Consider the following 18,823-nt stretch of genomic DNA (forward strand, 5'->3'; position numbering starts at 1 on the left):
CATTTAACCAAAACTAGTTACCTAAAGTGTATTTATCCTATTTTTTAGTAATTATATTTAAACATTATAAATTAATGTAAAATTTCAAGTGCATCAACAATCTGAAACAGGAAAGGTTAATTATGCCTCTAGCAGTTGGTACGGATGCACCTGCATTTACCGCCAAAGATACAAACGGCAACACAGTCTCGTTATCTGATTTTGCCGGAAAGACGGTTGTTTTGTATTTTTACCCCAAAGATGACACGCCAGGCTGCACCAAACAAGCCTGTAGTTTTCGAGATGCCCAGTCTCAATATCAAGGTAAAGATATTGTAATCTTGGGAGTCAGTGCAGATGATGAAGTCTCCCATCAAGCATTCACCCAAAAATATAACTTGAATTTTCCCCTACTGGCTGACAGCGACAAATCCCTAATCAAAGCTTTCGATGTGGATGGCGGCGGTTATGCCAAGCGCGTCACCTACGTAATTGACCCTAGCGGCAAAATTACCCATGTTGACAGTGCTGTAAATACCACCACCCATGCTAGCGATGTTTTAGCTGCACTTGGGCTGATCTGATAATTCAGGATTTTTAAATAGTCTTAGCCCCAAGCCTCTAGAGGCTTGGGGTTCTTTGTTTGATTCAGTTACCTGATGGTGGTGTCACCAATGGCGGCGTAACTGATGGTTGTGTAACTGTTGGCAAACTGAGGGTTGGTTGCTGTTGTTGACCTTGAATTAGTTTTTGTTGCCTTGCTTTAAAGGCTGCTGCTGCTGAGTTTAGTTCTTCATTCTGTTGGTTAGAATCCCAGTTGAGAGTCCCGAAATTTGCCCGATGAATCAGATCAAACATATTGAAATTGTCTGAGTTGGAACGGGAGAAAGGATCGGTATTTTGGTCTGTTGTACTATTACTGGGGAAAGCATCGGTTGGGCTGCTGACTTGAGCCGAACTTGGTTGAGCCATAAGCAAGGAAGCAAAGCTAATTCCTGCTGCCGTAGCTATAAAGAGTCTAGTAATTTGTAAAAATGGTTTTTTCATGGGTTTTGACCCTACCTAAAATTTATCTATTTTATCCTTTTAAGCCAGAGTCCGCCGCAGTTGGGGTTGAATACTTACTAAGGCGACTAGGGCAAAGCCAAACAACACCAGCAAGGCTCCGCCAAAGGTAACGTCGCCCCAAGGAGCCTGCATCACTACACTACCTAGTCCCCAATTACTGTGGAAATAGAGATAGCGAATTGGTTCGATCGCATAACTGAGAGGATTCAGGGTAGCTACAACCTGCAACCACTTAGGCATGAAAGATAGAGGTGCTAAAGCTGTACTCGCAAACAATAATGGTAGATTAGTGACGAAAATCACTGCAATCAATTCAATGTGTCCGGGTAGAGCGAAAGCTAAACCGAGGGAGATGGCTGTTACACCCAAAGCTAAGAGTAAGACAATTAGAGCGATCGCACTTAAACCTGCTAAATCTGGAAGTCCAGCCCCCAAGAACGCCGCTGCTGCTACAATCACCGCTGCTTGCAACAAACTTTGGCTGATGATAAAGATTGCTGAGGCAAAGACAATGGAAAACCGCGATGCCAACGGTGCTACCAGCAAACGATTCAAAAAGCCGAACTCGCGGTCAAACATTACTGGTAAACCAGCATTCAGCGCCCCAGCAAAAGCTGTGAACACAATGATGCCAGCAGCCAAAAATTGGCCATAATTTGTTGTATTGCCAAATATACCCTTGGGAGCATTTTGGAACAAAGCACCAAATAGCACTAACCACATTACCGGCTGAATAATTCCAGCAATTAAAGATGAGGGACGGCGTTGCAACTGAATAAACAAGCGACGAGTTAAAGCCAACGTCTCTTGTACCAATTCACCGAAAAAGTTAGGTGCAGTATTAGCATCTGCTTGTGGCGATGCTAATGGTTGCCAATTGATATCAGACTTAGGAGTAACACTCATAGTAATTTTGGATTTTGGATTTTGGATTTTAGATTGGGCATTAGGGATTGGGCATGGGGCATTGGGCATTGGTTATTTCCCCTCCGCTCTTCAGCTCCTCTGCTCTTCTTGCTTCCTTATCACCCTCATTTCTCCCATGCCCTATGCCCCATGCCCCATGCCCCATGCCCCATTCTCCATTCTCTATCTCATATTCTGCTTCTTCTCAGCTTTGGGATCGCGGGTGGCGACGGCTGCGAGTTCTGCATCCAATAAGGTACGTCCCGTGGCAGCGAGATAAACGTCATCGAGGCTGGGGCGAGATTGGGCAATGCCAAATATGGGCAAGCCAGCGGTATTCAGCGCTTGCTGTATGTTAACGAGAACATCATTCTGAGGTGTCACTACCAAATTGAGTGAATTACCTTGAGCGCTGTTGATGATGACTTCTTGGACAAAGGGTAAAGGTTTCAGAAGGTTTTTAGCTTTTTCAGCTTCCTCAATGGGGGAAAACTCGCGGATTCGCAAGGTGATGCGATCGCCCCCTACTTGATCTTTCAATTGCGAAGGTGTACCACTGGCAATTACAACGCCGCGATCTATAATTGCCACGCGATCGGCTAAAGCGTCAATTTCTTCTAAATAATGGCTGGTAATTACAACCGTCGTCCCAGAGGCGCGTAATTTTCTCAGGAAATCCCATACCACAAAACGAGTTTCTATGTCAAGCCCTACAGTTGGCTCATCCAACACCAAAACATCCGGTGCATGGAGCAACCCAGCAGCCAAGTCTAGGCGCTTGCGTAAACCGCCAGAGTAGGTTCCTGTCTTTTTATTAGCGTATTCTTGCAAACCAAGTAAATCTAACACCGTCTCAATACGCTGTTTGGCTACTGCGCCTGGAAGGTGATAAAGTGCTGCTTGCAATTGCAGCAGTTCTTTTCCAGTTAACACCTTATCTATAGCGACTTCCTGAGCCACATAGCCTAATCGTTGTCTTGCAACTCTGGGATTATCTAACACAGAGATGCCAGATACTTCGATTTTGCCAGCATCCGGTGTGGTCAGCGTACACAAAGCACGCAAGGTAGTAGTTTTTCCAGCACCGTTGGGGCCAAGTAAACCAAAAATTTCTCCTGGTTCTACCTGAAAGGAAACATCCTGGACGGCAACCACTGTACCGTAGCGCTTTTGCAAATTTTGAATGAAAACGGCGGGAGCCATGACAGCCGATCCCCAACTATACAAATCTCAATAAAGTCTATCTTTATTGTAGAAGGTAGAGAGCAAGGAAATAGCGCATGAGCGAAAATCTGTAAACAAATTCGCTTCATGCGCTATGCTGCCAAAAATTTTTAATTATTCTAAACAAGTTGCTTGATTGCGTTTGTAGCGAAACAAACCAAATACTACAGCAACTAATCCTAAACCTGGAAGATTTGCAGGCTCTGGAACCTGAATACGAGTGGGAGGCTTAGGCGGATTGTAGTACCTCGTTGGGACATCTGGTAGATCGCCATTAAATAGATAGTTGTGAGACTCACCATTTCCTGTCAAAGAAGTTACCACTACATTGCCGTTAATTTGACCATTATTGAAATTGAAATTAGCCAAAGGCGCAAGAATACTACCTTGGATGCCAATTCCACTAGCAGTTAAGTTTGTCGCTTCATAGAAGTTGTAGATTACTTTTTGTTTATCTGCGCCAATGATATTAAACCCAAAGTTTTGCAGTGACACATCCTTACCGCTGATATTGACAACGATAGTTGAATTTGCGTCCCCTTTAATTTCAAAATAGTTTGTCTTGGAGACAGATGAGCCTGCAAGATTAAAAACATTGAAAGCAGTACCACTGCCACTAAGGTTAATAGCACCCCAAGGTTGAACTGTTGTATTACCAGTAGGAGTCAAGGTTGCCAAATATTCGGATAACCCTCGCAGTTGTTTTCCTGCTTCATTGAAGTCGATGGGATTACCCTGGCTGAGAGTTCCTTGGGGAAATCCCACATTGCTGGATACATTGGCGCTGCCTCCATAGACAGCATTACCGTGGTAGACTTGACCGTTGCTTAGAGTTAAGTTTTGTCCAGCGACTACTACGTTGCCGCTATTACCAGAAAGTTTGCTTCCAAGTCCGCCGACGAAATTTATGTTACCGCCAGCAGCAACTTTTCCTTCGATATCTGTATATTTTTGAGAGATATCTCCCAAAACAAATACATTGTAATCAGAGGCAGCGCCTAACTCAACTGCATTCGCTCTTGCTGAGAAACCCAGCGCTAGAGTGACTACAATCGGAGCTGCTACTTGCCCCCAAATATAATAGGTTTTTGATTTCATCTTATAGTTTAGGAATCATCAAGATGATCCTATGGGTATAAATCAAAGATTGCACTAGTTTAATAGCTATTTTATTGAAGTTTCACAATAGTAGAACTACTGTATATTTTTCCCTAAATCTATTTGAAAAACCGCACATTTACTACTGACTTCATCAATTAAAATTTTATGAAGAGGAATTCAGTCGTTATAACGTTATTTCACAACTTTCAAAGTTTTGAGGCTAATGTCATTGCAACCGCTGATAGATGCACCCATAGCCTGGATTTGTTGTAGGTATTCAAGAACTGATTTGGTAATGACTTCTCCCGGCATTAACACAGGAATTCCTGGAGGATAGGGACAAACGATTTCAGCACAAATGCGTTTATTGGTTTGTGCCAAAGGTAGTATTTCACTGACAGCAAAAAAAGCTTCACGGGGAGAAAGTTCTAAAGCATAATCTAGTGTTCTGTCTAGATTTAGACCAACCTGGTTTTTAACAGTCAAGTTGCTTTGGCGATATTCTTTGGCAAGGGTTGTGAAACCTTGTACTAATTTTTCAATATCGGCTGGGGTGTTGCCCAAACTAATAATAAAGGTGAGATGTTGTAGTGAGGCAAATTCAGCAGTAACGGCAAATTTTTCATCCAAAATTTCATCTGCTTCAAATCCGGTTAAACCTAAACTAGAAACAGTGACAGTTAGTCGCGTTTTGTCTAAAGCTACAAAGCCGGGAGATTCCTCCAACTGAGGCATTTCCAAAACTGATAATTCAGGAATTTGACTGATTCTGGTTCTAGCTTCCTCAGCAAGTTGCAAAGTGCGAGACATCAGCATTTTTCCGTGCATTGCCATTTGCTGACGCGCTGCATCTAAAGAAGCTAAAAGTAAATAACTAGGACTGGTAGACTGTACCAGTTGCAAAGCTTTACTGATGCGATCGCAATCTATCCTATTACCTTGAACGTGCAGCATCGATGCCTGTGTCATCGCACCGAGTACTTTGTGGGTAGATTGTACAGTTAAATCTGCACCTGCCGCTAAAGCCGGAGTGGGTAATTCGGGATGAAAGGCAAAGTGTGCGCCGTGTGCCTCATCTACCAGTAGAGGAATATTATATTGCTGGGTAATGTTGGCGATCGCACTCAAATCTCCACAAACACCGTAATATGTTGGATAAACTACCAACACTGCTTTGGCATCGGGATGCTGTTGGAGTGCAGATTGTACAGCATTGGGCGTGATGCTGTGAGCAATATCTAAAACTGGATCGTATTCAGGATTGAGAAAAATTGGTATTGCACCAGAGAGAATTAAACCTGCGATCGCCGAAGAATGCACATTGCGAGGCAGAATGATTTTATCGCCTGTGCCACAGGTAGCGAGAATTGCCGCTTCAACACCACAGGTTGAACCATTGACAAGGAACCATGTTTGCGAAGCGCCAAATGTCTCAGCGGCTAGTTGTTGTGCTTCTTGAATAACACCTTGGGGCGCAAAAAGATTATCTAAATCTGCTAATTCGGTTAAATCAGCGCGAAAGACAGCTTTACCAAATAAATCAGCCAAGGGTTGAGAAATTCCCTCGCCTTGTTTATGTCCTGGAGTGTAAAAAGGTGCATGAAGTCTTGCTGCATTGGCTTTTAAGGCATCTAATAGAGGTGTTTGGTTTTGATTGAGCATTTTTGGAGAAACAAACCGCAGAGGCGCGAAGGGCACAGAGGAAGAAGAGACTCGTTACAGAGAATGCTATGCTTTCGTTAAAATCCGTAATTTTTTGTGTGGCTGACTAGATGAGGCCTTATCATCAAATCCCAATTTTCGAGTGTAGTGAACCGCTAATCAAGATTCCTTTAGAATTGTTTGCGGTGGAATTTCCCCATCCTTATGAAAAATTAGGTGCGCCTTATGGCGATCGCTCTCCTTATTATCTACGTCAAAGCGTTATCGAAAATTTGCTGCAAGCGCAAAATTATCTGAATCTCCTGCATCCCAACTGGCGTATCCAAATCTTTGATGCTTATCGCCCGATCGCAGTTCAGCAGTTTATGGTAGATTACAGCTTCGCCCAAGCAGTGCGGGATAGAGGACTGACTGAAGTGGAGTTATCACCAAACCAACACCAAGAGATTTGGGAAGCGGTTTATGAAATTTGGGCTGTACCAAGTTTAGATGAAAAAACTCCCCCTCCTCACAGTACTGGTGGGGCGGTAGATGTAACGTTGGTAGATGATGCAGGGCAAATAGTGAATATGGGTTCGCCGATTGATGAAATGTCAGAGCGATCGCATCCTAATTATTATGCCAATAGCGATCGCTCTGAAACGCAAAAGTATCATGCTCATCGTCAACTATTGCGAGATATAATGTTAAAAGCCGGCTTTCAACGCAATCCTAGAGAGTGGTGGCATTTTTCTGTTGGCGATCAAATGTGGGCTTGGCTGAATAATCAATCTAATCCAGCCAATCCTGTCACAGCACGTTATGGGCGGCTTACATAGATGCGTTATGCATCTTGAGGATTCAGTTCTTTTAACTCGTCGGTGGTGTAAGTACCAATGGGAGTCCAAACCAGATAGGGAAGGAGTAACAGCGCCGCCATTAAAGAAATCGGTAAAACGCAGATTGCCAGGACAACACCTGAAATCAAACCGATTAGCCCAAGAATTTCCCCAGCTTTGAGACTGCGAAACCTCAGCATTATAGGTATGTAGGCGACGGTGATAATTTCCACCAAAAGATACAAAGCCATTAATAGCCAAGTAATGATGCCTCCGGGATTTTTTTCCCAGACAATATAAGCTGAAGCTGCACCGCAAATAAAAATCACAGTCCAGATGACCGGAATCAGTGGCTCAAAAACTAGCCAGCGAGGGCGACTTAACTTTGCAAACCATTTAACATCACGCGGCGCGATCAAGAAACTACCAAGGGCGATGAAGAAAGTTACAGCCCCAATTATTATCCAAGATGGAATCATAATGCACTCAAGCTTTGTGTATTTTGTCAAGTCATACACTGCAAGTGTGACAATTTAGGCTATATGTTTAATCATTCTCTAGGGCGATTCTTAGGCATCTTGAGGATTGAGACGGATCATCTGCCAAGTGGTATAAGTACCAATGGGACTCCAGAGCAAATAAGGAACTAGTAATAGGGCTGCCCAACCAGAAAAACCTAAGACTGCAAGTATCAATAAAGCACAAATGATTAAACCTGTGCCACCGAGAATTGTGCCGACTTTCAGACTGCGAAGCTTAAACATTACAGGCGTATAGGCAATGGTAACTATTTCTAATAGCAGATATAAACCCATGATTAACCAGGTTGAGGTGCTTCCTGGGTCTTTTTCCCAGACAATATAGGCTGACCAAGCACCGCAAATAAATATTACAGTCCAAATAATGGGAATTGCGCCCTCAAAAGTTAGCCATCTTGGTCGTTGTAAACGCTTGAACCATTGGCGATCGCTAGGCGTAATCACGTTCGCGGCTAAAGCAACCAAGAAAGCCACGCCCCCAATCACCATCCAAGATTTAATCATGCCCGTTAGTCCTTTACAAGCGCTATTTATCGCTTAATATCACTCTTTATAGTGTGATTTTGTCAATTTAATTGCTAATTACTCATCATCCCTGAGTTTGAAACCTTCACATCGTTTGGCAGGATTTTCAATTATGGGCATTGGGAATGGGGCATCGCTACCGCTTTGGAGGCGATCGCTTCCAGAGGTTATTTTTTATGATTAAATTGTATGTACAACTTTATTTTTTCCAAAGTGTTGAGTAGCTAACCATAGAATCGTGCTTTGTCGGTGATAAAATTGTACAGTTTTTTTTTTTTATTTGCCTACACGTTTAAACGCTACTACAAGCCAATGTCCAATTCCTCATGATTTTTTGAGTACTACCTCAAAAAAAACCTTTATTTAAAAATAGACCATCCCTTCTACTAGTTATGACAAGACCGTAAAACTCTGGGCTTACTTAAATAACCTAGTACCGCAAGGCAGAAGTCAAAAGTCAAAAGCCAAAAGTATTATGGAATAAGCTCTTTAGGAATTTTAAATGTTTGCTCTATTTATTACCTCAGCCTTTACAAGCATCACAGCCAATAGTGAAGTCAAAAGTGTAAAATACTCATATTAATAAATAAAAGCGAACTGCTAAGAACGCCAAGGAAACAAATCGTCATCATTTATAGAGAATTGGTATTAGAGCGATGTAGATTTTATGACTCAACGCTTAGATTTCAGAGTAGATATTGAAGAAGCCATAAAAACGCTAAACCTTTCTTGCAATGATTTCAGGTTAGTTAGCCTTCATGAATACGAACAGATATTGGTGTCAATTCTTGAGCGATTCACAAGCTTGGGTAAAAAAGGACTAAATTATCCCTGCTGGTGGGGTTCATTCAAAGAACCGTCTTGCTCAATTCATCTCGAATATGCACCCGACGTTTTGAAAAAACTTGTACCTCTAAAAGAGACAGTATGGTTTGTGACTGAAGACTGGAAAAGAACTAAACAGCATGGTAATTACTGGCTCTATGAGGGCAAGATCGTGGTAATTGCCGACCTAATAGCAGAAATGTATGGGTTTGAATATTATATAGTCTCGAAAAAGTTTGAGTGGCTACTGGGCGAAGATCGTCACGGAGTATTGATTGGTGTTGGGCAGTCTAAGACTGAAAAGATAGAATACTTAAAATCAAATCGTGAAAACGTCAAATCGCTTCAGCATTTTTAACAAACAACCTCTGAGACGATGAGAGCTAGGATCAGAAGGTAGTCTGTCGAACACATGCTAACTATATGACATCCGCATTGCATGTTGTTCATAGCGACCCCGATATATTGGGGGGAACTCCTGTTTTTGTTGGTACTCGTGTGCCGATAAAAACCTTACTCGATTATCTAGAAGCTGGTGACTCACTGGATGAGTTTTTAGATCACTTTTTCAGTGTCAGCCGTGAGAAAGCGATCGCTTTATGCAATAATTCTATTCTTTTTGATGATGAAACCTAATTCCTAAAAAGATGTCGTAAACAAACTCAAAAAAGTCCTTTTTCTGCAACAATCCTGAAGTTTGATAACATCCTTTTTCATCTAACAGAGGTTTCATCACATAGTATGCAGGCTGATAATTATACCAAGGAATAGAAGGCCACAAATGATGAATTAAGTGGTAATTCTGTCCCATAATCAAGATATTGAGAATCGGGTTAGGATAAACGCGAGCATTTTTCCAGCGATCGCGCTCGGCAAAAGGACGATGGGGCAAATAGTCAAAAAATAATCCTAGTGCTATCCCCACTACAAAAGCCGGTAAAAACCAAAAATTCAGAATATAACCCAAAAAGTGGTATTGCACTGAGATATAAACAATTACACCAACAATTAAGCGGCTGATGAACCATTCTAATAGCTCATATTTACGCCACAGTCGCCGTTGAAAGAAAAACACCTCGTGGTACAAAAACCGTACCGCAATCAGCCACAGCGGGCCACCTGTAGAGACATAATGATCCGGGTCGTCTTCGGGATGGTTGACATGACCATGATGCTGTAAATGCACTCGCGTAAAGACTGGAAAAGCAAAAGCTAGCATCAATGCACTGCCATGCCCTAACATCGCATTGATCGTCCGGTTGCGATGGGCTGATTGGTGACAAGCGTCATGAATTACCGTTCCAGCACAATGCAAGGCAATAGTGTTAACGCTAAAGCACAGCCAGTGCGGCCATTCCCAAAGCCAGTAACCAAAGTTAGATAACACCAGCATGGATACAGCTACAGAAAACAGCAGCAGCGTGGGATTGAAATCACCAGGAGGCGCTAAAAATTCCTTGGGTGGGATTGTCAATGGCTTTTGTGCCTCCGATGCGATCATCTCTAACATTGACTCCTTCTTGAGCAGACATTACGAATATACGATAAATATTATTGAATAATAAAGTTTTGCAAATTTTTGTATAGCAATATTTATCCACAGCTTTGCATATCAGCAGATGAATAACGCTATGATTCCAGACGAAGCCTAGTCTTTACTGATAAGTGGGGTATGACAATCGGCAGAAAGTTTATGGAACAAACTCCTTCGTAGGGAGGATGGATACAAGATTGATGTACTATATCTAGTCTATCCCACAGCCCCATTCTCCCATAAACTCTCATCTAACTGCTTATATCTTATTGATATAGCAGTGACTGAAAAGGAGATGCCACTTAAGTTACGATGATTTCCCAGATAGCTCCCTAACTTCAGCCCCTATGCAATTACGAGATTCTCTGCGCCGGACAAAAATTGTCGCTACTATTGGCCCCGCTACTAGCAGTCCTGAAATGCTCAAGGCGATTATTGAAGCGGGAGCCACGACGCTGCGGCTAAACTTCTCCCACGGAACTCATGCCGACCATCAGCGTAGTATTCGCTTAATTCGGCAAACCGCTTTTGAATTAAATCAGCCAGTGGCTATTCTCCAAGACTTGCAGGGCCCAAAAATTCGCTTGGGGAAGTTTGATAACGGGTCTATAGTTTTGGCAAAAGGCGATCGCTTCACCTTGACAAATCGTCCGGTGGTAGGTACGCAAGAAATTAGCTGTGTCACCTACGATTATTTAGCCGAAGAAGTCCCAGTCGGGGCAAAAATCCTCCTTGATGATGGACGAGTAGAAATGCTGGTGGAGGAAATTAATCGGGACAAAGGTGATTTGCATTGTCGGATCACCGTGCCTGGTAAACTTTCTAACAATAAAGGCGTAAACTTTCCCGGCGTTTACCTGTCAATTAAGGCAATGACCGACAAAGACCGAGAGGATCTAATGTTTGGTCTCGATCAGGGTGTCGATTGGGTGGCACTTTCCTTTGTCCGCAATCCCCAGGACATGATCGAAATTAAAGAACTAATTTCTAGTACAGGCAAGCAAGTGCCAGTGGTTGCCAAAATTGAAAAGCACGAAGCCATTGAACAAATGGAGGCGATTCTGGCTTTGTGTGATGGCGTGATGGTTGCCAGAGGTGACTTAGGGGTGGAATTGCCAGCAGAAGATGTGCCGGTACTCCAAAAGCGGCTAATTGCGACAGCAAATCGCTTGGGGATTCCGATCATCACCGCTACTCAGATGTTAGACAGTATGGTGAGTAATCCCCGTCCCACTCGTGCTGAAGTATCGGATGTGGCAAATGCGATTTTAGACGGCACAGACGCGGTGATGCTCTCCAATGAAACCGCCGTGGGTAGCTTCCCTGTAGAAGCAGTGGCAACGATGGCGCGAATAGCCGAACGTATGGAGCAGGAAGAAGCCCAACACTTAAACCTACGTTCTACGAGAGATGCCCGACGCTCCATTCCCAATGCGATTAGTCAAGCTGTCGGTCAAATTGCCGAACAACTAGGTGCAGCGGCAATTATGACCCTAACGCAAACGGGGGCAACAGCTCGCAATGTCTCTAAGTTCCGTCCTCATACACCAATTTTGGCAGTGACACCCCATGTAAATGTGGCGCGGCAGCTACAGATGGTGTGGGGTGTCAAACCGCTGTTGGTACTAGGATTACCTTCCACTGGTCAGACATTTCAGGCTGCGATTAACGTGGCTCAGGAACTTCAGTTACTGTCCCAGGGAGATTTAGTAGTGATGACCGCTGGTACACTCCAGGGTATTTCTGGCTCTACAGATTTGATTAAGGTAGAGGTGGTGACGGCAGTACTAGGTCACGGAATTGGGCTAGGACAAGGTTCAGTAAGTGGTCGCGCACGGGTGGCTAATACTGGCATGGATGTGAGTAACTTTAATCCCGGAGATATTTTGGTTGCATCCCGCACTAGTGCCGATTTTGTTGAAGCAATTCGGAAAGCTGCCGGAATTATTACCGAAGAAGAAAGTCTCACAAGTCACGCGGCAGTAATTGGCTTGCGTCTTGGTGTACCAGTGATTGTTGGTGTGAAGCAGGCAACGCAGGTGATTCGAGATGGGGCGATTATAACACTGGATCTGCAACGGGGTTTGATTTACTCTGGGGCGGTGAGAACGGCTTAGAAGTGGGGAGTGGGGAGCAGGGGGCAGGGGGCAGGGTGCAAGAGGGAGAAGAATTAATAACCAATACCCCATGCCCAATGCCCAATCCCTTTATCAAACAGTTGTGATCGCAGCCCCAAGCCATCCAGCAAAGTTTTGTTGCTGTGTGGAGTTAGGATGATCAACAGGCTTTACCTGATATCGAGTCGGATGTGGTAACGCCAGGGTGATGGAATAGATACGCAGTTCGTCTTGGTGGAAAACTGCAACTTGGATGGTATCATTTGGTTGATAATCTTTCAGGCGATCGCTTAAACCACTCGCCGTTAACTTAATCCCATCAATTGCTAACAACTCATCACCTGCATCAATTCCCCCTACTTGTGCAGGTGAACCAGTCTCCACAAACTTAACGATCTCGCGTCCATTTTCTGTATTTATTCTCACACCCAGGTAAGGTTCTTCCTGCTGTTCGGCTACCAACTGCAAGCCAAAGGGTTCTAAATACTGATTGAAAGGCAAATCATCAGTACTATCAACGTAGCGTTTAAAGAAATCAGTCAAATCGATTCCGGCAACAGATTCGATAACTTCTTGCAACTGTTCTGGGGTATAGCCAATTTCATCTTGCCCAAATTGCTGCCACATTTTCAGCATTACATCATCAAGGGAGCGCTGATTGTTGTGAGTAGAGCGAATCAGCAAATCCAGCAACAACGATACCATTTCTCCTTTTAAATAGTAAGAAATTTGGGAATTACCGCTATTGGCATCGGGACGATAGAGTTTTATCCAGGCATCAAAACTCGACTCGGAAACGGGTTGTACCTTGCGCCCCGGTGTCATTTCATATCTGGTAATTTCCTTACCCAAGTTATTCAAATAGGACTTAACATCATAAATTCCCGCCCGTAAAGGAATTAACAAGTCATAGTAACTAGTAGTACCTTCACAAAACCATAATGATGGTGTGTAATTTTCTTGGTCGTAATCAAAAACCTCTAATGCTTTTGGGCGAATTCGCTTGACATTCCACAAGTGAAAGAACTCGTGTGCGACTAATTGAAGAAAGCGATCGTACTTATCCTGAGCGCGAAACCCAAAACGCTGGTAAATCAAGGAACAAGAGTCTTTATGCTCCAAACCACCAAAAGCTTGGCTAAATAAATGTAGCAGAAACACGTATCGTTGATATGGCAAACCGCCGAACATCTGCGCTTCGACTTGGATAATTTTTTGGATATCAGCAATCAACTGCTGAACTTGGTAATTACCTTGCCCCCAGATTGCCAATTCATGGGGTTTTCCCAATACCTCAAATTTATATAATTGGTGGCTACCAATCTCAAAGGGAGTATCCACCAGAGTATCAAAATCGCTAGCTAAGAAAGTATTCCTTTGTTCACCAACGGGTTGTAAGGCAGTAGTTACCTGCCATTCCGGCTGTGGTGGTACGATGGTGACGCGAATGGGTTGCTTATCCCAGCCAGGTATTCTAAAAAATAGTGCCGCACCGTTAAAATAACCGTGGGTGCTATCTAAGTGATTTGTTCGTACAGATAGCTCATTGGCAAAAATGCGGTAACGTACAGTTAATTCTGAAATACCTATTTTCTCTATCTGCCAGTGATTTTTACCGAGCTTCCGCCAAGTTAAAGGCTTATTCTGTGCAAAAGCCTCAAAATCCTGTAAATTCTTGGCGTATTCCCGGACTAAATAGGAACCAGGTGTCCACACTGGCAGTTTTAAATCGAGAATCGGTGAGGAATAATCGACAAGCTGTAAAGTCACCTCAAACAGATGGGTTTCTGGTTGGGACATTGCCACCAGGTAATGAATCGTTGGCTCGGTTTCTTGGCGGTGGGTGTTGGGGCGAGTTGCTGTTGCTTCAGTCATCTTGCGTGCTGAGTTAAAAATCAATGGGTAATTTCCCCTATCATGACAAATTTGTTTTTAACATCGCACACAAACCGTCTTTCGTTCATCATCATCCCAAATCTCTGGCGTTAAACTTACCAAGAAGCAAGCTACACAGAGCGTCTCATAGAGAATCGGATAAAAAAAATCACACTTTGCCAGCCAAGTTCATCAACTGCTTGAAGTTCACAAGATAAGTGATGTTGTTGACGCTATCAATTTTTATCCACCCTTTTTCATGGAGTTTTTCCATGATTTTGGTGGTTTCTTCAATGCTGATTTCTGTTACCTCTGCTAAATCTTTAAAGGGAATGTTAAAAATCTCTCTTCCTAAGTCTGATTCCTGACCATAGCTTTCACCCAAAGTCACTAGGGTATGGGCGAGTTTGACAGCTGGTGGTGAAGACCGCATTTGTAAGCGCAGGTTAATTTGCCGCAATCGCCTTACCATCAGTTGCAACATTCGGTGATGTAACTGTGGATCTTTAAACAATATTTGAATAAACCGCTCTCTAGAGATACTAAGCAACTTCACCGGTGAAAGAGCAATGACATCAGTTGAGCGTGGAGATTCATCCAAAATTGCCATTTCTCCAAAAAAATCGCCACGCCCAAAAATTGCCAGAGCTACTGAATCTTCCCCGACGGTACGCCGGACTTTGACCCAACCAGAAACCACAAAGTAAACGGCGTTACCCCAGGCATCTTCCATCACAACGGCTCGCCCAGAGGGGTATTCATGTTCAATTGCAACGTTGAGTAGCCATTCCAAAGTTTGTGGATTGGCTGTACTCATTAAGGGGAAAAGTTCACTAAAAACCTCAGTTAACATGAAATATTTGCAACAATAGGATTTAAGAGGGGGAAACTAACTTTGCTACTATTAAGTTTGTTTAAACCGTAATCTTACTCAGAATACGATCGCAAAATTTGTATTTATTTAGAGATGAGTCTCTAAGCTTTATCAGTCTAGGATTCCATTACAACATAACAATTATGTATGCTAACGAAATCAGCGTTTTTACTTACTGATCGATGATTTACTCTTTGTCGGTAGATTGCTATCTAGTGCCAGTATTTTGATCTGTTGGTCTAAATTTTTCACTAATTGATTCAGGGTAACTAAAGCCTCTAATTGCTGAGAATCAAGGCTAGGATTCAGTAAAAATCGTTCTTGTAGTTCATGTAGCTTAATGCTTAGTTGCTGAGAAATTCCTAAAGCATCGCGGCTTAGACGTGTTAACTGCTGTTGTTGATAGAATTTTAATGCTGCTCCCCGCAATACTTGGAGTGTCGCCTCTTCGCCGTAGATTCCCGGCATAACTCGCAAGCGTAATAATAAGCGGTTTTTTTGATATACGTATTCCTTTTCTATCTGTTTTGGTTCTGCAACCGTGGTTACAGGCAGGGAAGCAAACCGCTTTAATTCATTCAGTACTCCTTGGAAAACTGAGAGCGGCAGTTTGTCTAATACAGACTGCAAAACTCCATTGTCACTCCACAGTATTCTGCCTTCGTAAGCTTGTCTTTCTAAGTACAGCCGACCAATTCCCCCAGCCAGGATTCGCCCTAGTAATTGTTCTAATAATTTTTTTGGTGGTAGTGTTGTTAGCAACTCAATCGGACTCAGTAGTTCGGAAGCTTGTGTGGGAAAAATAGGTAAATTGTTTGATGATGTGGCTTCAGAATCCTCTTGCGCTTGAGTTGTGGCAATAGGGGTCAAGAACGTCGTAGTTTGAGATGATTGGTCTAGCTCTGGGATAGGAGGCAAGTCTACCCGCTGCCCAGAATTTTGACGCTTTTGCGTCTGAAACACCATCAATACTGGTTGTTGATTTGATTCCGAGTCGGCATCTAAGGAAGGATTAGGTATGTCAGCAATCGTAGCTGGGCTATTTGTTGCAGGAAAGTCCACTGTTGGCTGATGCACTTGTTGGGCATCTAGCTGAGATGTATTCTTATGGTTGAGGTAAGCTGATAGTATTCTGCGGTGGGCATCGGCTGCGATCGCCTCAATCACCATTGTGCAATTGATAGAAGACAAAATACGACCAACGTAATCTAGAGCTTCGCTTTCTTGTGGATTAACCATGCCTAGCAAGAGGTTTTTGTCTTCTAATTCAAAGGGCAAAATTTGGTGGTAGAGGCAAGCTTCAAAGGACAAGAGATGATCAATCAGGTAGAATATTTGTTCGCGATCGCCTCTTTCCTCCCACCTAGTTTGAGCGGCAGTTAGCATTTGCTGTCCATTTGCTGCGGTATTATTTAGTTCGCCCTTTGAAGACAACATAGATTTGATTCGTTGGTGTTTACTTATATTTTGACTCCAATTCAATAGGTAGTTAATAAAGATACTTTGTTAGATTGTTAAAATTTCAATTATATATACTTAAGTAAATGTAAGTAGAATATGAATTTTAGATTATGGACTGGGGATAATACTGAGGATTGGGTATTCGGTATTAATTATTCTCCCCTGCTTCCTACTCCCCATTTCCCATTTCCCATTTCCCACTACAGGCTACTCCTGGGTTCTTAAAGCTTGGGCTGCAAGATAGACTTTCGTCCATTCGCCAAGCACTTGATGGGTTTTGAGTTTTAACTGTTCGGCTATGGCTTCTATTGAATTTCCCGCTCTCCGCAAATTTAGGATCTGCTGCCCTAGAGGAGTTAATTTTTTATCCAGTTGTTGCCATTGGTTTTGCGTTAATCCCAAGTTATGTTCTTGCAAGGAAATTGAGAGCCAGCTGTCTACGAGTTCTGGTTTACCTTTGAGGGCAAAAACACGTACAGCATGGTAACTAATTTTTTCTCGCAGACGGTAGACTTCTTTAGTCTGCTTATTCAGTCTTTTAGCGATCTCTTCCTGGGATTTACCTTGCAGATACAGCCGTAGCCATTCCACTGCTTCTGTACCGATATTTTCTTGTAAATAATTTTCAAATTCTTTTTGTACTGTCTGGCGCAGCACCTGTTGTTCCTCTATTTGTTGTGCTTCTTGATATTCTGCGATCGCCTGACTATCGACTAAGTTAACTCGATTGTCACTGTCGTCTGTAAGAACTTCTTCTGAGACTAGTCGAACCAAATCACGCCCTGGCACTTGGGTTAAACCACCGCGCTGAGTGCGACGCAAATAATTTACAAATCGGTAAGCTAATAGGGGTTGATTGCGTACTGGCCGCAGACAATATTCTTCTAAACTGGCAAATAGCAGAGCATCCCCCAATCGTCTATCGGTTGTATATTTGGCAATATCAGCCATTTGCTGTTGCATCTGGCTGTCGTTTTGGAGTAATTCTTGGAGTACTTCTTGCAACACATCCATTACACTACGCTGGCGATCGCGGCTGAGGGAAACCCAAGTCTGAATCTTATTCCGTAATGTTACTAAACTCCCCAATCGGGTTATCAAGTTGCGATAAGCACGTTCTCGCCCCAGCCCCAAGTATCGTTGACGTAAAATTCTCCAGCGATATTCCATCGCTTGCTTGGCGATATCGAGTTCTTTAGGATTAAACACATCGAACCGTTTTGAGTCAGATCCCAACAGCCAGAGAATAATGCTTTGCCTCGTGGCTTCATTTTGGTCTGGACATTCTACAGCCAAGCGCTTTTGCCAATCTAGAGCCAGTTTTTCCACATCTATTGTCATAGTGAGATTGCATTCCTCGAAACTCAATTTTGAAGTTTGCATCACAACCCCCATTCGTCCCACCTAATTGTTTAACTGGCAGCTGCGCCAGATTTCATGAATTTCATGAAAATAGCTCAGTGATTCTACTTTTATTACGTCTGAATTCACTAGAATTATGCAGAAATTTCTACATTGATGTTTTGCTTTTACTTGAAAAAGCCCAAAACCAATATATAGCAAGCATTTGGAGCATTATGCCAATTTAAACTTTTTGTAAAGTTATGTTTTTTTTAGTTGAGAACAGAAATCTGCTTAAAGTGGGGAGGATACGCCTTTGACAAAATTTATCAGGTAAATCTGACATTTTGTAACAGATCCGAGGAACGAATCTAATTTAACTTAAAGTTGGACGTTATTCCACCAGTATAAGTTTCAACTCTGTACAAACCATTACGTAGTAGAATATTTAGTTGAATCTCAATATCCTTAGTGTTAATGAGATTTTGCCCTGAAGATTCCCTAACCCCTCTGATAAATTAGCTTAATTCTCTGCTTTTCAAGGAGGATTGGGCTTTAACTGAATCGTGTTCAGTTAATTTTTTATGATTTTGTTTAAGTGTATATACGGTAATTAGCGTTTAAAAGGTTGTTTGCTAAGTCGTTGTATAAAATCTTAAATAAATACTATCGCCATAGCGTGGAATTAGTCTGAGTATCCTATGTGGCGATGTCTACGATGGTCACTTAGGTCTGCCGTACCACTTTGTGGAAGCAAGCTACGCGCAGCGTCTGGTAGAGAAGCGGGCTACGCCTACGCTATTTTGAATAGTAGAGATTGATAGGCAAGTGTCTGTTTTTTAAACTAGCTTCAGTCACAACTACACCTTTCATATTGGTAAGTTATTCTTAAAACTTATATATTCCTAAAAATGAACAGTCAACAGTCAATATTAGTTTTGACTATTGACTCTGACTGTTACTTTCCCTCTGCT

Annotated in this window: 17 protein-coding genes; 5 read left to right on the forward strand and 12 right to left on the reverse strand. The window is 42.7% G+C overall.

Annotation, left to right across the window (positions count from 1 at the left end):
* Positions 1-122: 122 nt before the first annotated feature.
* Positions 123-563, forward strand: coding sequence for a peroxiredoxin (locus HWQ43_RS30775; protein WP_099101976.1), 441 nt, complete (start codon positions 123-125; stop codon positions 561-563).
* A 64-nt stretch (positions 564-627) separates the two neighbouring features.
* Here the strand turns inward: HWQ43_RS30775 and HWQ43_RS30780 are convergent, their stop codons facing one another.
* The 5 genes from HWQ43_RS30780 to HWQ43_RS30800 all read right to left on the reverse strand — a co-directional run bounded on the left by HWQ43_RS30780 (position 628) and on the right by HWQ43_RS30800 (position 5,940).
* Positions 628-1,026 carry a hypothetical protein gene (locus HWQ43_RS30780; RefSeq protein ID WP_292740699.1) on the reverse strand — a complete coding sequence of 133 codons (399 nt, stop codon included), beginning with the start codon at positions 1,024-1,026 and terminating at the stop codon, positions 628-630.
* Positions 1,027-1,065: 39 nt separating this feature from the next.
* On the reverse strand, positions 1,066-1,953 hold the full coding sequence (locus HWQ43_RS30785; protein ID WP_292740917.1) for an ABC transporter permease: 888 nt from the start codon (positions 1,951-1,953) through the stop codon (positions 1,066-1,068).
* Between the two features lie 183 nt (positions 1,954-2,136).
* On the reverse strand, positions 2,137-3,156 hold the full coding sequence (locus tag HWQ43_RS30790) for an ABC transporter ATP-binding protein (RefSeq protein ID WP_292740701.1): 1,020 nt from the start codon (positions 3,154-3,156) through the stop codon (positions 2,137-2,139).
* A 135-nt stretch (positions 3,157-3,291) separates the two neighbouring features.
* On the reverse strand, positions 3,292-4,275 hold the full coding sequence (locus HWQ43_RS30795) for a choice-of-anchor A family protein (RefSeq protein WP_292740703.1): 984 nt from the start codon (positions 4,273-4,275) through the stop codon (positions 3,292-3,294).
* A 195-nt stretch (positions 4,276-4,470) separates the two neighbouring features.
* On the reverse strand, positions 4,471-5,940 hold the full coding sequence (locus HWQ43_RS30800) for an aminotransferase class I/II-fold pyridoxal phosphate-dependent enzyme (RefSeq protein WP_292740919.1): 1,470 nt from the start codon (positions 5,938-5,940) through the stop codon (positions 4,471-4,473).
* 110 nt (positions 5,941-6,050) lie between these two features.
* Between HWQ43_RS30800 and HWQ43_RS30805 the strand changes: the two genes are divergently transcribed.
* Positions 6,051-6,758 (forward strand): M15 family metallopeptidase, encoded by a 708-nt coding sequence (locus HWQ43_RS30805; protein WP_292740705.1) that lies wholly within the window; start codon positions 6,051-6,053, stop codon positions 6,756-6,758.
* A 5-nt stretch (positions 6,759-6,763) separates the two neighbouring features.
* Here HWQ43_RS30805 and HWQ43_RS30810 read toward each other — a convergent pair whose 3' ends face one another.
* Together HWQ43_RS30810 and HWQ43_RS30815 are read right to left on the reverse strand one after the other, a co-directional pair.
* The gene (locus HWQ43_RS30810) at positions 6,764-7,237 is read right to left on the reverse strand and encodes a TspO/MBR family protein (RefSeq protein WP_292740707.1); all 474 of its coding nucleotides are present in this window, start codon (positions 7,235-7,237) and stop codon (positions 6,764-6,766) included.
* A 90-nt stretch (positions 7,238-7,327) separates the two neighbouring features.
* The gene (locus tag HWQ43_RS30815; RefSeq protein ID WP_292740709.1) at positions 7,328-7,801 is read right to left on the reverse strand and encodes a TspO/MBR family protein; all 474 of its coding nucleotides are present in this window, start codon (positions 7,799-7,801) and stop codon (positions 7,328-7,330) included.
* 688 nt (positions 7,802-8,489) lie between these two features.
* On the opposite strand from HWQ43_RS30815, the gene HWQ43_RS30820 reads away from it, so the two are divergent.
* Positions 8,490-9,005 (forward strand): DUF6756 family protein, encoded by a 516-nt coding sequence (locus HWQ43_RS30820; RefSeq protein ID WP_292740711.1) that lies wholly within the window; start codon positions 8,490-8,492, stop codon positions 9,003-9,005.
* A gap of 65 nt (positions 9,006-9,070) precedes the next feature.
* Positions 9,071-9,283, forward strand: a complete 213-nt coding sequence (locus HWQ43_RS30825) for a DUF433 domain-containing protein (protein WP_292740714.1) — start codon at positions 9,071-9,073, stop codon at positions 9,281-9,283.
* On the opposite strand, the gene crtR is transcribed toward HWQ43_RS30825, so the two are convergent.
* Entirely contained in the window at positions 9,258-10,148 is an 891-nt protein-coding gene (gene crtR, locus HWQ43_RS30830; protein ID WP_292740921.1) for a beta-carotene hydroxylase, read from the reverse strand. The genes HWQ43_RS30825 and crtR overlap by 26 nt on opposite strands.
* Before the next feature lie 380 nt (positions 10,149-10,528).
* Here crtR and pyk point away from each other — a divergent pair, with 380 nt between their 5' ends.
* Complete coding sequence (pyk, locus tag HWQ43_RS30835) at positions 10,529-12,298, forward strand: pyruvate kinase (protein ID WP_292740716.1); 1,770 nt, start codon at positions 10,529-10,531, stop codon at positions 12,296-12,298.
* 93 nt (positions 12,299-12,391) lie between these two features.
* On the opposite strand, the gene HWQ43_RS30840 is transcribed toward pyk, so the two are convergent.
* The 4 genes from HWQ43_RS30840 to HWQ43_RS30855 form a co-directional block, all read right to left on the reverse strand.
* Positions 12,392-14,173 carry a M61 family metallopeptidase gene (locus tag HWQ43_RS30840; protein WP_292740718.1) on the reverse strand — a complete coding sequence of 594 codons (1,782 nt, stop codon included), beginning with the start codon at positions 14,171-14,173 and terminating at the stop codon, positions 12,392-12,394.
* A gap of 169 nt (positions 14,174-14,342) precedes the next feature.
* Complete coding sequence (locus HWQ43_RS30845; RefSeq protein WP_292740720.1) at positions 14,343-15,026, reverse strand: Crp/Fnr family transcriptional regulator; 684 nt, start codon at positions 15,024-15,026, stop codon at positions 14,343-14,345.
* A 189-nt stretch (positions 15,027-15,215) separates the two neighbouring features.
* Positions 15,216-16,484, reverse strand: coding sequence for a pilus assembly protein PilB (locus HWQ43_RS30850; RefSeq protein WP_292740722.1), 1,269 nt, complete (start codon positions 16,482-16,484; stop codon positions 15,216-15,218).
* Between the two features lie 231 nt (positions 16,485-16,715).
* On the reverse strand, positions 16,716-17,903 hold the full coding sequence (locus HWQ43_RS30855; protein WP_292740724.1) for a HetZ-related protein 2: 1,188 nt from the start codon (positions 17,901-17,903) through the stop codon (positions 16,716-16,718).
* Between the last annotated feature and the right edge of the window lie 920 nt (positions 17,904-18,823).

The organism is Nostoc sp. JL31 (assembly GCF_017114965.1).
Lineage (GTDB): Bacteria > Cyanobacteriota > Cyanobacteriia > Cyanobacteriales > Nostocaceae > Nostoc > Nostoc punctiforme_A.

Bases quoted from the DNA above. Each gene is read 5' to 3' on its own strand.
- HWQ43_RS30775 (WP_099101976.1), top strand. From the start codon at position 123: ATGCCTCTAGCAGTTGGTACGGATGCACCTGCATTTACCGCCAAAGAT.
- HWQ43_RS30780 (WP_292740699.1), bottom strand. From the start codon at position 1,026: ATGAAAAAACCATTTTTACAAATTACTAGACTCTTTATAGCTACGGCA.
- HWQ43_RS30785 (WP_292740917.1), bottom strand. From the start codon at position 1,953: ATGAGTGTTACTCCTAAGTCTGATATCAATTGGCAACCATTAGCATCG.
- HWQ43_RS30790 (WP_292740701.1), bottom strand. From the start codon at position 3,156: ATGGCTCCCGCCGTTTTCATTCAAAATTTGCAAAAGCGCTACGGTACA.
- HWQ43_RS30795 (WP_292740703.1), bottom strand. From the start codon at position 4,275: ATGAAATCAAAAACCTATTATATTTGGGGGCAAGTAGCAGCTCCGATT.
- HWQ43_RS30800 (WP_292740919.1), bottom strand. From the start codon at position 5,940: ATGCTCAATCAAAACCAAACACCTCTATTAGATGCCTTAAAAGCCAAT.
- HWQ43_RS30805 (WP_292740705.1), top strand. From the start codon at position 6,051: ATGAGGCCTTATCATCAAATCCCAATTTTCGAGTGTAGTGAACCGCTA.
- HWQ43_RS30810 (WP_292740707.1), bottom strand. From the start codon at position 7,237: ATGATTCCATCTTGGATAATAATTGGGGCTGTAACTTTCTTCATCGCC.
- HWQ43_RS30815 (WP_292740709.1), bottom strand. From the start codon at position 7,801: ATGATTAAATCTTGGATGGTGATTGGGGGCGTGGCTTTCTTGGTTGCT.
- HWQ43_RS30820 (WP_292740711.1), top strand. From the start codon at position 8,490: ATGACTCAACGCTTAGATTTCAGAGTAGATATTGAAGAAGCCATAAAA.
- HWQ43_RS30825 (WP_292740714.1), top strand. From the start codon at position 9,071: ATGACATCCGCATTGCATGTTGTTCATAGCGACCCCGATATATTGGGG.
- crtR (WP_292740921.1), bottom strand. From the start codon at position 10,148: ATGATCGCATCGGAGGCACAAAAGCCATTGACAATCCCACCCAAGGAA.
- pyk (WP_292740716.1), top strand. From the start codon at position 10,529: ATGCAATTACGAGATTCTCTGCGCCGGACAAAAATTGTCGCTACTATT.
- HWQ43_RS30840 (WP_292740718.1), bottom strand. From the start codon at position 14,173: ATGACTGAAGCAACAGCAACTCGCCCCAACACCCACCGCCAAGAAACC.
- HWQ43_RS30845 (WP_292740720.1), bottom strand. From the start codon at position 15,026: ATGTTAACTGAGGTTTTTAGTGAACTTTTCCCCTTAATGAGTACAGCC.
- HWQ43_RS30850 (WP_292740722.1), bottom strand. From the start codon at position 16,484: ATGTTGTCTTCAAAGGGCGAACTAAATAATACCGCAGCAAATGGACAG.
- HWQ43_RS30855 (WP_292740724.1), bottom strand. From the start codon at position 17,903: ATGGGGGTTGTGATGCAAACTTCAAAATTGAGTTTCGAGGAATGCAAT.